A 12,353-nucleotide genomic window follows, 5' to 3' on the forward strand; every position below is an offset into this window, starting at 1 on the left:
TAGCTTGCGCCAAACCCTTGTCGCCCAAGGCTCCGACCGCCTACAGCCCCCGAAAAATGGCGGCTTGAGGGTTCGTCACTCGTTTGACATATCGAACGGCTCTGGCAAGCTATGAGTCAGGCCCCGACCGACATCGCCTGCAGGGCGAGCCGGCAGTGCTCGGGGCTTCAGGCAGCACTCAAGGCCCCGGCCGTGCGCCTGCACAACAACGACAGGCATGACCTGTCTCAAGGTGACATATGTCCAACAGCAACATTGGCAACAAGCAACCTTCCCTGCGCAAACCCGTCGTCCTCATGACCATGGGCAGCCAAGAGCGCAAAGGCCATGACTATCAGGTCATGACTCACAAATACATCTCCCCGCTGGTCGAGTTCTCCGGTTGTGTTCCGGTCCTGGTGCCCACCTGCTGCGGCGTTGAAGACCTCGAGACCTACCTGGACATGGCCGACGGCGTGTACCTGACCGGTGCCGGCAGCAACATCGACCCGGCCCTCTACGGCCAGGACAACCAGACGCCCGGCAAGGGCCAGGACAAGGACCGCGACCTGTTCGACATCCCGCTGGTCAAGGCGGCGATCAAGCGTGGCCTGCCGATCTTCGGCATCTGCCGCGGCATGCAGGAAATCAACGTGGCCCTCGGTGGCGACATCTACCAGAAGGTCTACGCCGAGCCAGGCTTCAACGACCACCGGGAAAACCCGGAAGATCCGGTCGAGGTCCAGTACGCCCAGGTGCACGGCGTGAAGATCAAGCCGGGCAGCTGGCTGCGCGACACCCTCGGCAGCGACGAAATTCGCGTCAACTCGCTGCACGGCCAGGGCCTGCGCAACCTGGGCGCCGGCATCGAGCCGATCGCCCATGCCGAGGATGGCCTGGTCGAGGCGATCCACGCCCCGAGCATCTCGCCCTTCCTGTTCGCGGTGCAATGGCACCCGGAGTGGCAGGCGGCAAAGAACCCCGATTCGATCAAGATGTTCCAGGCCTTCGGCGACGCCTGCCGCGCCCAGGTCCGCAAGTCCCAGGTCACGCGCAACCAGGCCGCCTGACCCTCTGAAGCTTCGTTAGCTTTGATCGCGGGGCGGCGCAAGGTCGCCCCCGTTTCCCACGGTCACCCTCTGCTGGTCCCAGAACACCTCCCGTGGAAAAGGGCGGCGGGCTTGTGCCTGTCTCCGCGATCTTTTTTCCTCTCTCCCTCATAGAGATACGATGACTCGTAAGGTCTCGTGTCGTTTCGCCGCCCCTATCGCAGCGCAAGCCCGCTCCCGCAGCCCGGCAGAGCTGTCACGTCATGACTATAGGCGCGGGCTGCCCACGCGCTGAGGCCAGATCTGATCAGTACCCCCGCAGAAAATCCATGAACAGGGCTAGTCACAGAACAAGTTGTACGATAACTTACCTCTCACCTTGGTACCCCTCCTTCCAAGCGCCACAGGATGCCTACAACAATGAATCCACAAGAACTGCAATCCATCCTCTCCCACGGCCTGCTGTCGTTCCCCGTCACCGACTTCGACGCGGCCGGCGACTTCAACCCCGCAGGCTATGTCAAACGCCTGGAATGGCTCGCCCCGTATGGCGCAAGCGCGCTGTTCGCCGCCGGTGGCACTGGCGAGTTCTTCTCCCTGGCCGCCAGCGAGTACAGCCAGGTGATCAAGACCGCCGTCGACACCTGCGCCACCTCGGTACCGATCCTCGCCGGCGTCGGTGGCTCGACCCGCCAGGCCATCGAATACGCCAAAGAGGCTGAACGCCTGGGCGCCAAGGGCCTGCTGCTGCTGCCCCACTACCTCACCGAAGCCAGCCAGGACGGCGTCGCCGCCCATGTCGAGGCGGTGTGCAAGGCGGTGAACATTGGCGTGGTGGTCTACAACCGCAACGTCTGCCGGCTGAACGCCGACCTGCTGGAACGCTTGGCCGAGCGCTGCCCGAACCTGATCGGCTACAAGGACGGCCTGGGCGACATCGAGCTGATGGTGTCGATTCGTCGCCGCCTGGGCGATCGTTTCAGCTACCTGGGTGGCCTGCCCACCGCCGAGGTGTATGCTGCGGCGTACAAGGCGCTCGGAGTGCCGGTGTATTCGTCGGCGGTGTTCAACTTCGTGCCCAAGACCGCGATGGACTTCTACCACGCCATCGCCCGCGACGATCACGCCACCGTGGCCAAGCTGATCGACGACTTCTTCCTGCCGTACCTGGACATCCGCAACCGCAAGGCCGGTTACGCCGTGAGCATCGTCAAGGCCGGGGCGAAGCTCGCCGGTCATGACGCGGGCCCCGTGCGCACGCCGCTGACCGACCTCACCGCGCAGGAGTACGAGATGCTCGCGGCGCTGATGGACAAGATGGGCCCGCAATAAGCGAGCACCCCGCGGCCTGCCAAAGCCGCCGCCGGAGCAGGGACGCCCCGCTCCGGCCTACAACCAATCCCCGTATAAAAATAACGAGTGGGAGTAACCAGCATGCAAGCGACGCAAAAGACGCATGTACGCTACCTGATCCTGTTGATGCTGTTCCTGGTGACCACCATCAACTACGCCGACCGCGCCACCATCGCCATCGCCGGCTCCAGCCTGCAGAAAGACCTGGGCATCGACGCGGTCACCCTCGGCTACATCTTCTCCGCCTTCGGCTGGGCCTACGTGGCCGGGCAGATCCCCGGCGGCTGGCTGCTCGACCGCTTCGGCTCGAAGAACGTCTACGCCTTCAGCATCTTCACCTGGTCGCTGTTCACCCTGCTGCAGGGCTTCGTCGGCGGGCTGCCGGTGGCCTGGGCGGTGGTCACGCTGTTCACCCTGCGCTTCCTGGTGGGCTTCGCCGAAGCGCCGTCGTTCCCCGGCAACGCGCGGATCGTCGCGGCCTGGTTCCCCACCCAGGAGCGCGGCACCGCCTCGGCGATCTTCAACTCGGCGCAGTACTTCGCCACCGCGCTGTTCGCCCCGATCATGGGCTGGATCGTCTTCACCTTCGGCTGGGAACATGTGTTCGTGGTCATGGGCGTACTGGGTATCGTGTTCTCGGCGGTGTGGATGAAGACCATCTACAACCCGCGCCAGCACCCACGCATAGGCCAGGCCGAACTCGACCATATCGAACAGAACGGCGGCCTGGTGGACATGGACCAGAATCGCGGCGGCGACGGCCCGAAATGGGGCTACATCAAGCAGCTGCTGACCAGCCGCATGCTGCTGGGCGTCTACCTCGGCCAATACTGCATCAACGCCATCACCTACTTCTTCCTCACCTGGTTCCCGGTGTACCTGGTGCAGGAACGCGGCATGACCATCCTCAAGGCCGGGTTCATCGCTTCACTGCCGGCGGTATGCGGCTTCATCGGCGGGGTGCTCGGCGGGGTGCTGTCGGACTGGCTGCTGCGCCGCGGCAACTCGTTGACCTTCTCGCGCAAGCTGCCGATCGTCTGCGGCCTGCTGCTGTCGACCACCATGGTGTTCTGCAACTACGTCGAGGCCGAATGGATGGTGGTCGGCTTCATGACCCTGGCGTTCTTCGGCAAGGGCATCGGCGCCCTGGGCTGGGCGGTGGTCGCCGACACCTCGCCCAAGCAGATCGCCGGCCTGTCGGGCGGGCTGTTCAACACCTTCGGCAACATCGCCTCGATCACCACGCCGATCGTCATCGGCTACATCATCAGCGCCACCGGTTCGTTCAAATGGGCTCTGGTGTATGTGGGCGCCAACGCCCTGGTGGCGGTGTTCAGCTACCTGGTGATCGTCGGCCCGATCAAGCGCATCGAGCTCAAGGAGCCGCCCAAGCACGAACCTGCGCCCGATGCGGAACTGGCCCGCCAGTAAGCCGGACACGTCGGCGCCCAACGGCGCCGGCGACAGCACCACGCCTGAGAGACAAGACAAGAAGGGCCTGAACCATGCAGCTGATCGAACATTCCGAGTCGCCCCGCTACGTGCGCCTGCACCCCGACGACAACGTCGTGGTGGTGGTCAACGACGGCGGCCTGGGCGAAGGCGCGCGCTTTGCCGATGGCCTGACCCTGGTCGAGGGCGTGCCGCAGAGCCACAAGGTCGCCACCGTGGACATCCGCAAGGGCGAGGCGGTGCGCCGCTATGGCCAGGTCATCGGCCATGCCCTGGCAGACCTGCGCCAGGGCAGTTGGGTCAAGGAAGATCAACTGGCGATGCCGGCCGCGCCCGAGCTTGCCAGCCTGCCACGCTGCGACGCCGTACCCGCCCCCCTGCCGCCACTCGACGGCTTCACCTTCGAGGGCTACCGCAACGCCGACGGCAGCGTCGGCACCCGCAACATCCTCGGCATCACCACCACCGTGCAGTGCGTGACCGGCGTGCTCGACCATGCGGTCAAGCGTATCCGCGCCGAACTGCTGCCTCGCTACCCCAATGTCGACGATGTGGTCGCCCTCACCCACAGCTACGGCTGCGGCGTGGCGATCAACGCCCGCGACGCCTACATTCCGATCCGCACCGTGCGCAACCTGGCGCGCAACCCCAACCTTGGCGGCGAGGCGCTGGTCATCAGCCTGGGCTGCGAAAAGCTCCAGGCCGGCCAGGTGATGCACGACGGCGATCCGTCCGTGGACCTCAGCGAGCCGTGGCTGTACCGCCTGCAGGATGCGACGCTGGGCTTCGGCGAGATGATCGAGCAGATCATGGCCCTGGCCGAGACCCGCCTGAAAAAGCTCGACCAGCGCCGCCGCGAGAGCGTGCCGGCCAGCGAACTGATCCTCGGCATGCAGTGCGGCGGCAGCGACGCCTTCTCCGGCATCACCGCCAACCCGGCGCTGGGCTATGCCGCCGACCTGCTGGTGCGCGCCGGCGCGACGGTGCTGTTCTCGGAAGTTACCGAGGTGCGCGACGCCATCTACATGCTCACCTCCCGCGCCGAAACGCCGGAGGTCGCCGAAGCATTGGTGCGCGAAATGGACTGGTACGACCGCTACCTGCAGCAGGGCGCCGCCGATCGCAGCGCCAACACCACGCCGGGCAACAAGAAAGGTGGCTTGTCAAACATCGTCGAAAAAGCCCTGGGCTCGATCGTCAAGTCCGGCAGCGGCGCGATCCAGGGCGTACTCGGGCCCGGCGAGCGGGTAACGCGCAAGGGCCTGATCTTCTGCGCCACCCCGGCCAGCGACTTCGTCTGCGGCACCTTGCAACTGGCGGCCGGGATGAACCTGCACGTGTTCACCACTGGTCGCGGCACGCCCTATGGCCTGGCCATGGCGCCGGTGGTCAAGGTGTGTACCCGCAGCGAGCTGGCCCAGCGCTGGCCGGACCTCATCGACATCGACGCCGGGCGCATCGCCAGCGGCCGGGCGAGCATCGAGGAGCTGGGCTGGGAGCTGTTCCATTACTACCTGGACGTGGCCAGCGGCCGCAGGCAGACCTGGGCCGAACAGTACCGGCTGCACAACGACATCACCTTGTTCAACCCAGCCCCTATTACCTGAACGACACAGGTGGCGTGGGAGCGGACCTGCCCCGCGATGATGCAATCGCGGGACAAGCCCGCTCCCACGCACTGGCTCATCACTCATCCTGGAGTTTCCATGCCCAATATCCTCGGCCACAACTTCATCGCCGGCCAGCGCAGCGCCCTTGGCCCACAACGCCTGCACAGCCTCGACGCCACCAGCGGCGAAGCGCTGCCCTACAGCTTCGTCCAGGCCACCGAGGGCGAAGTCGACCGCGCCGCCCGCGCCGCCGCCGAAGCCTTCAGCGCATTCCGCCAACTGCCCCCAGCCCGCCGCGCCGAGTTCCTCGAAGCCATCGCCGCCGAACTGGACGAACTCGACGACCACTTCGTTGCCATCGTCTGCCGTGAAACCGCCCTGCCCGCCGCGCGCATCCAGGGCGAGCGCGGCCGCACCAGCGGCCAGATGCGCCTGTTCGCCCAGGTGCTGCGTCGCGGCGACTACCTCGGCGCGCGCATCGACCTGGCGCTGCCCGAGCGTCAGCCGCTGCCACGGGTGGACATCCGCCAGATGCGCATCGGGGTCGGCCCGGTGGCGGTGTTCGGTGCCAGCAACTTCCCGCTGGCCTTCTCCACCGCAGGTGGCGACACCGCCGCGGCCCTGGCCGCCGGCTGCCCGGTGGTGTTCAAGGCCCACAGCGGCCATATGGCCACCGCCGACCTGGTGGCCTGCGCCATCCTGCGGGCCGCCGACCGCACCGGCATGCCCAAGGGCGTGTTCAACATGGTGTTCGGCGGTGGTGTCGGCGAATGGCTGGTCAAGCACCCGGCCATCCAGGCCGTCGGCTTCACCGGCTCGCTTAAAGGCGGCGACGCGCTGTGCCGCATGGCCGCCGAACGGCCGCAACCAATTCCGGTGTTCGCCGAGATGTCCAGCATCAACCCGGTGATCGTCCTGCCCGGCGCCCTGGCCAAGCGCGGCGAGGCCATCGCCCGCGAACTGGCAGGCTCGGTGTGCCTGGGCGCCGGTCAGTTCTGCACCAATCCCGGGATGGTGATCGGCTTGCAGTCCCCAGGCTTCAGCCAACTGCTGGGCGAGTTGGGCCAGCACCTGGATCAGCAGGCCGGCCAGACGTTGCTCAATGCCGGCGGTCTGCGCAGTTATGTCGGCGGCCTGGAGCATCTGCAGGCCCACGCCGGCATCCAGCATCTGGCGGGGCAGCCGCAGCTAGGCGATCAGGCCCGCGCCCAGCTGTTCAAGGCCGATGCCCGCCTGCTGGCAGAGGCCGACCCGCTGCTGCAGGAGGAGGTGTTCGGCCCGGCCACGGTGGCCGTGGAGGTCGCCGACGAGGCACAGTTGCGCGCCGCCCTGCTCGGCCTGCGCGGCCAGCTCACCGCCACGCTGATCGGCGAGCCGGACGACCTCGAGGCCTTTGCCTGGCTGGTGCCGCTGCTCGAAGAGAAGGTCGGGCGCATCCTGGTCAATGGCTACCCGACCGGGGTCGAGGTGTGCGACGCCATGGTCCATGGCGGGCCTTACCCGGCGACCTCGGATGCCCGTGGCACTTCGGTGGGAACGCTGGCGATCGATCGCTTCCTGCGGCCGGTGTGCTACCAGAACTACCCGCAGGCTTTGCTGCCGGAGGCGTTGCGCGATGGCAACCCGTTGGGGCTGCGGCGGCTGGTGAATGGACAGTGGAGCGAAGGGGCAGTCTGACTACCTGGAAACGCGATTGGAAACGACGTGGGAGCAGGCCTGATACCGGGCTCCCACGCGTTTGACCACCTCGGACGTCAGCCCCGCTGCGCCTCGGCCTCTTCATGGGCCTGGCGCAGGCGTTCGCGGCTGTTGCTCAGGTGCATGCGCATGGCCATCTTGGCGCCTTCGCTGTCACGTCGGGCGATCGCCTCGTAGATCGCTTCGTGCTCGTGCATCAACCGGCTCATGTAATGCGCCTGGTCGTCATGGGCCAGGCGCGCCGAGTTGAGCCGGGTACGCGGGATGATGCTGGTGCCCAGGTGATTGATGATGTCGGCGAAGTAGTGATTGCCGCTGGCCTGGGCAATGCGCAGGTGGAACTGGAAGTCCGCCGACACCGCATCCGAGGCATGGGCCGCGCCCTCGTTGAGCTCGTCCAGCGCGGCGCGCATGCCGGCCAGTTGCTCGTCGCTGCGACGCTCGGCCGCAAGGCCCGCCGACTCGATCTCCAGGGCAATGCGCAACTCCAGCACCGCCAGCACCTCGCGCAGGGTGACGATGGTCGCCGGGTCGATACGAAAACCCCCGGTACTTGGGGTGTCCAGCACGAAGGTGCCGATACCGTGGCGGGTCTCGACCTGGCCTGCGGCCTGCAGCCGCGAGATGGCCTCACGCACCACCGTGCGGCTGACCCCTTCCTCGGCCATGATCTGCGATTCGGTGGGCAGCTTGTCGCCGCGTTTGAGCTGGCCGCTGCGAATGCGCTCGGTCAGCACCGTGACCAGTTCCTGGGCCAGACTGCGTGGCTTGCGCCGGGTCCGTGCCTGTACCTGCTGCTCTGTCATGCCCTGTCTGTCTGGTTGTGGAAGACAGGCGCGATGATAGCGCAAGCAGTTGTACGATCACATACGTCCGGGCGGGTTTTCATGCGCCGTGGCGCGCCGCCGAGGGCGTGTGGCCCATGACCTTGCGGTACAGGCTGGAGAATGCGCTGGGGCTCTCGTAGCCCAGGTCCAGGGCGATGGCCGTCACCGCCTCGCCTGCCGCCAGGCGTGTCACCGCCGCCATCAGGCAGGCCTGCTGGCGCCATTGGCCGAACGACAGCCCGGTCTGCTCGCGAAAACGCCGGCTGAAGGTGCGCGGGCTGCAGTTGAGTTGACGCGCCCAGGCCTCGGCCCGGGCATGGATCAACGGCTGCGCCAGGAACGCCTGGCACAGGGCCGCCAAACGCGGCTCCGTCGGCATCGGCGCGAACAGCGGCAGGCGCTCGGCCTGGCCCAGCTCGTGCAACAACAGCCCCAACAGCAGGCCGTCGCGCCCCGCCTCGTCATGCAGGGCCGGCACTTCGGCGCTGGCCAGCAATAGCTGGTGCAGCAGCGGTTGGACACGCAATGCCTCGCATAGCGGCCCCGGGCGAGGCAGTGCTGTCGGCTCGATGTAGAGGCTGCGGGTACTCACGCCGCGCATGCGCACCTGGTGCGGCTTGCCGGGAGGAATCCACACGCCGCTGCCGGGTGGAATGACCCAGGCGCCATCGTCGGTCAACACCTCCATCAGCCCGCTCATCCCGTACAGAAATTGCGCCCGGCGATGGACGTGCCTGGGCAACAGGGTGTCGGGCGGGTAATCGGTGGCGATGGCCAGTACCGCACGGGGGGTGGCATCGATCTGGGACAGGGGAACATTGCGCATGACAGCAGGCTCTGGCCGTGATGCGATGATTATTGGCCAATTGGCGCAAGCCGGCCAAGAGGCAGGGGCCTACGCTGAGAGCCCCTGTCCTGTCCCTGAGGCTGTTCCCATGCTCTACCCTCTGCTTGGCTTGTTCGGCTTGTGTGCCGGCGTCACCACCTTGCTGTTCGGCTTCGGCGGCGGGTTCTTCGCCGTGCCGCTGCTCTATGCCCTGCTGCTGACCAGCCACGGCGCAGGCACGGCCGTGGCGGAGCATGCCATGCAGATCGCCGTGGCCACCTCGGCCACGGTGATGATCTTCAGCAGCGCCCTGGCCACCTGGCGCCACCACCGAGCCGGCAGCCTGCGCTGGGACCTGGTGCGGCCCCTGGCGCCGGCTATAGCCATAGGGGCGCTGCTCGGCGCCTGGGCCGCCCTGTACGTGACCAGCGCCTGGCTGCGCGGGTTGTTCATCGCCTATCTCCTGCTCAGCCTGCTCGATGCCTGGCTGCGCCCGGGCTTCGTCCGCACAAGCGGGCAGGCACTGGCTGAAATGAGCCGTACCGGCGCAACCCTCGCCGGCCTGCCCATCGGCGCGCTGGCGGCGCTGCTTGGCGTCGGTGGCAGCGTGATGACCGTGCCGCTGATGCGCCGCCGCGGCGCCAGTATGCGCACCGCCACTGCCATGGCCAATCCGCTGTCGCTGCCCATGGCCCTGGCGGCCACGCTGGTCTATGCCCTGGTGCCGAGCAGTCAGGCTGACCTGGGCTCCGGCGTGCTCGGGCTGATCGACCTGCGCGCCGCCCTGGTTATGACCGTCGGTGCCTGGCTGGGCATGCACCTGGCCGCGCCGTTGCTGGGGCGCATCCCCGACCACGTGCATGCCCGGGCCTACCTGGCGCTGCTGGCCTGCGTACTGCTGGTGATGCTGCTCGTTGGCGATTGAGCCTGGTCAAGGGACATGCCCGCGCTGTAGGCTGCGACCTGCTCTCTCCAAGGAAGGAAACCGCATGAAGACGTTCGATCGCCTGCTGCTCGCCACTGGCCTGCTCATTCCGCTCTGGCTGTTGTCGGGCGTTGGCCTGACCGCCCTGGCCTATCCCGGCTACGACCATCTGCAACAGGCCATGAGCCAGCTCGGCGCGGTCGGCGCGCCGACCCATGGCTTCTCGCCCTGGGTCAACAACTTCCCCTTGGCGTTGCTCTTCGGCCTGTTCGCCTGGGGCCTGGCGCGGCGCTGGCAGTACTCGGGTCTGGCTCGGTTGAGCGCGGGGCTGGTGCTGCTGCACGCTGTCGGCAGCCTGGGTACCGGCTGGTTCCCCTGCGACCAGGGCTGCGCGCCGCTGGAGCCGTCATTCTCGCAACAGATGCACAACCTCAGCGGCCTGCTGATGTTCCTCTCGCTGACCCTGGCCAGCGTGTTGTGGATCTGGCTGGGCAAACGCGTGGCAGGTTCCCCCTGGCTGGGAAGGTGGTCGCTACTGTGCTCGGTGCTGGCGATGATCACCGTGGTGCTGATGGCCAAAGCCGCGCAAGGCGGTGAACTGTTCGGCCTGTACCAGCGCCTCAACTACGGCATCAGCGTGTTGTGGGTTGCCGCCCTGGCCCTGCAATCGTTGCGCTGGCGTTCGCGCGATGGCCTGCAAATGGCCATCGCCTGACGGCAAACTGCTGGCCCCCAGGCGTCGAAAGCGCGGGCAAACTTCGTTTTCCTTCAGATGCTTAGGACAGCAACATGCGCGTAATTCTAGCAACCGTGGCTGGCTGCCTGCTGGCCACGACCGCCTTTGGCGCCCAGGCCCGGGCCCTGAGCCAGAACGATCGCCAGGTGTGCGGCTGGGGCGCGCAGATCGCCGCCGAGGCGCAACAGGCCAAGCTTTCCGGGGTGACCCTGTATGCCACGCGCAAGAAGCTGCAGGCACGCAAGTTCGCCAAGCCATGGATGCGCATGACGGCGTTCGGGATCACCGAGCAGACGTATAACAGTCGCTCGCGGCTGAAGCCTGCGGCGATCAAGCAGACGTATTACGAGCAATGCGCCCAGCATGCAGTTGCTAAAAATTAATTTATATAATTCAAATAGTTATGAGTTATATCAAATGTAATTTATTAGAACATGCTGAAGTGATTTCGAGGTATTCGGCGGCGTAATCGGCAGCCGGTGGGAGCGGGCTTGCCCCGCGATCTGGCCAAGCGGCCATCGCGGAACAAGCCCCCTCCCACAACACCTCCCTGTCAATCGAGCCTGTCGATCAAGGCTCCGCAATCCCCGTGGTATCACCGATCAGCGTCTGAGCCTTGAGCGGCACCGGTGCTGCCTTGCGTAGCGCCGCCACCTGCCCCGCGGTCACCGCCGCGGCCTGGTTGCCCCAGCTGCTGCGAATGAAGTTGACCACATCGGCCACCTGCTGGTCCGACAGCCGCCAGCCGAAGCCGGGCATGCTGAACGTCGACGGCGCGCTCGCCGTGGCCGGCAGGGTCGCGCCTTCCAGCACGATGTGGATCAGCGAGGTGGCATCCTGCCCCTGCACCACCGGATTGCCTGCCAGCGCCGGGAACACCCGGGCATAGCCCTGGCCGTCGGTACGGTGGCAAGCCCCGCAGTTGTCCACGTACAACGCCGCGCCCGTCTTGCCGTCATTGCCTTGCCACAGCGCCTGGGCCGCGCTGGGGTCCGCCTGGAACGGCTGGTCGTCCGGGTTGCTCGGCGGCAAGGTCTTCAGGTAGCGGGCAATGGCCGTCAGGTCGGCATCGCTCATGTACTGCATGCTGTGCTCGACCACGTCGCTCATGCCGCCGAACACCGCGGTGCGCTCGTTGCGGCCGGTCTTGAGGAAGGCGACGATCTGCGCCTCGTTCCAACTGCCCAGGCCGTCCTTGTGGTCGCCGCGCAGGCTCTTGGCGATCCAGCCCTCAAGCGGTGCGCTGCCGGCCAGGAAGGCGTCGCCGTCGTTGGTATCCAATGCCTTTTCCTGCATGGTGATCGCCCGTGGCGTATGACAGGCGCCGCAATGGCCCAGCCCTTCGACCAGGTAGGCACCCCGCGCCACCACCGGATCACGCCCTGCGGCTTCGAACGGCTTGACCTCGGGCGCGAACAACCCACGCCAGAACGCCAGCGGCCAGCGCATGCTCAATGGCCAAGGGATGTCGCTGGCCTTGTTCTGCTGCGCCACCGGCTGCACGCCGTGCATGAAGTAGGCATACAGCGCCTGCATGTCCTGATCGCTGACCCGGGCATAGGACGGGTATGGCATGGCCGGATACAGCGTACTGCCATCCTTGCCGATGCCCTGGCGCACGGCGCGCTCGAAGTCTTCGTAGCGATACTGGCCGATGCCGCTGGCGTGCGGGGTGATATTGGTCGAATAGAGGGTGCCGATCGGCGTCTCCATCGGCAGCCCGCCGGCGAAGGGCTTGCCGCCCTTGGCGGTGTGGCAGGCCACGCAGTCGCCGGCACGGGCCAGGTACTCGCCCTGCTTGACCAAGGCTGGATCGACGCCGTCGGCGGCGTGCAGCAAGGTGCTCGCACCCAGGCCGAGCATGGCGATGAACAGTGTCTTGAGTTTCATGACCGGCC

Annotated in this window: 11 protein-coding genes; 8 read left to right on the top strand and 3 right to left on the bottom strand. The window is 66.5% G+C overall.

What is annotated here, in order from left to right; translation table 11 throughout:
- Positions 1-239: 239 nt before the first annotated feature.
- From LU688_RS15445 to LU688_RS15465, 5 genes are all read left to right on the top strand, one after another.
- Positions 240-1,049, top strand: a complete 810-nt coding sequence (locus LU688_RS15445) for a gamma-glutamyl-gamma-aminobutyrate hydrolase family protein (RefSeq protein ID WP_023632187.1) — start codon at positions 240-242, stop codon at positions 1,047-1,049.
- Between the two features lie 399 nt (positions 1,050-1,448).
- On the top strand, positions 1,449-2,360 hold the full coding sequence (gene kdgD, locus LU688_RS15450) for a 5-dehydro-4-deoxyglucarate dehydratase (protein ID WP_038706239.1): 912 nt from the start codon (positions 1,449-1,451) through the stop codon (positions 2,358-2,360).
- Between the two features lie 102 nt (positions 2,361-2,462).
- Entirely contained in the window at positions 2,463-3,812 is a 1,350-nt protein-coding gene (locus LU688_RS15455; protein ID WP_160291220.1) for an MFS transporter, read from the top strand.
- A gap of 74 nt (positions 3,813-3,886) precedes the next feature.
- Positions 3,887-5,440, top strand: coding sequence for a galactarate dehydratase (gene garD, locus LU688_RS15460; RefSeq protein WP_160291219.1), 1,554 nt, complete (start codon positions 3,887-3,889; stop codon positions 5,438-5,440).
- 99 nt (positions 5,441-5,539) lie between these two features.
- Complete coding sequence (locus LU688_RS15465) at positions 5,540-7,120, top strand: aldehyde dehydrogenase (NADP(+)) (RefSeq protein ID WP_160291218.1); 1,581 nt, start codon at positions 5,540-5,542, stop codon at positions 7,118-7,120.
- A gap of 77 nt (positions 7,121-7,197) precedes the next feature.
- On the opposite strand, the gene LU688_RS15470 is transcribed toward LU688_RS15465, so the two are convergent.
- Together LU688_RS15470 and LU688_RS15475 are read right to left on the bottom strand one after the other, a co-directional pair.
- A complete protein-coding gene (locus LU688_RS15470) occupies positions 7,198-7,947 on the bottom strand; it encodes a FadR/GntR family transcriptional regulator (RefSeq protein WP_023632887.1) in 750 nt (249 codons plus the stop codon).
- 79 nt (positions 7,948-8,026) lie between these two features.
- Complete coding sequence (locus LU688_RS15475; protein ID WP_038706243.1) at positions 8,027-8,794, bottom strand: AraC family transcriptional regulator; 768 nt, start codon at positions 8,792-8,794, stop codon at positions 8,027-8,029.
- 109 nt (positions 8,795-8,903) lie between these two features.
- On the opposite strand from LU688_RS15475, the gene LU688_RS15480 reads away from it, so the two are divergent.
- From LU688_RS15480 to LU688_RS15490, 3 genes are all read left to right on the top strand, one after another.
- Positions 8,904-9,719, top strand: coding sequence for a sulfite exporter TauE/SafE family protein (locus LU688_RS15480; protein ID WP_094012519.1), 816 nt, complete (start codon positions 8,904-8,906; stop codon positions 9,717-9,719).
- Between the two features lie 64 nt (positions 9,720-9,783).
- Entirely contained in the window at positions 9,784-10,434 is a 651-nt protein-coding gene (locus tag LU688_RS15485; protein WP_038706245.1) for a DUF998 domain-containing protein, read from the top strand.
- 74 nt (positions 10,435-10,508) lie between these two features.
- Positions 10,509-10,838, top strand: coding sequence for a hypothetical protein (locus tag LU688_RS15490; RefSeq protein ID WP_023631866.1), 330 nt, complete (start codon positions 10,509-10,511; stop codon positions 10,836-10,838).
- Positions 10,839-11,025: 187 nt separating this feature from the next.
- Here LU688_RS15490 and LU688_RS15495 read toward each other — a convergent pair whose 3' ends face one another.
- Entirely contained in the window at positions 11,026-12,345 is a 1,320-nt protein-coding gene (locus tag LU688_RS15495; RefSeq protein ID WP_023631867.1) for a cytochrome c, read from the bottom strand.
- Positions 12,346-12,353: the final 8 nt, after the last annotated feature.

It is taken from the genome of Pseudomonas soli (assembly GCF_021283165.2).
GTDB classification, from domain to species: domain Bacteria; phylum Pseudomonadota; class Gammaproteobacteria; order Pseudomonadales; family Pseudomonadaceae; genus Aquipseudomonas; species Aquipseudomonas soli.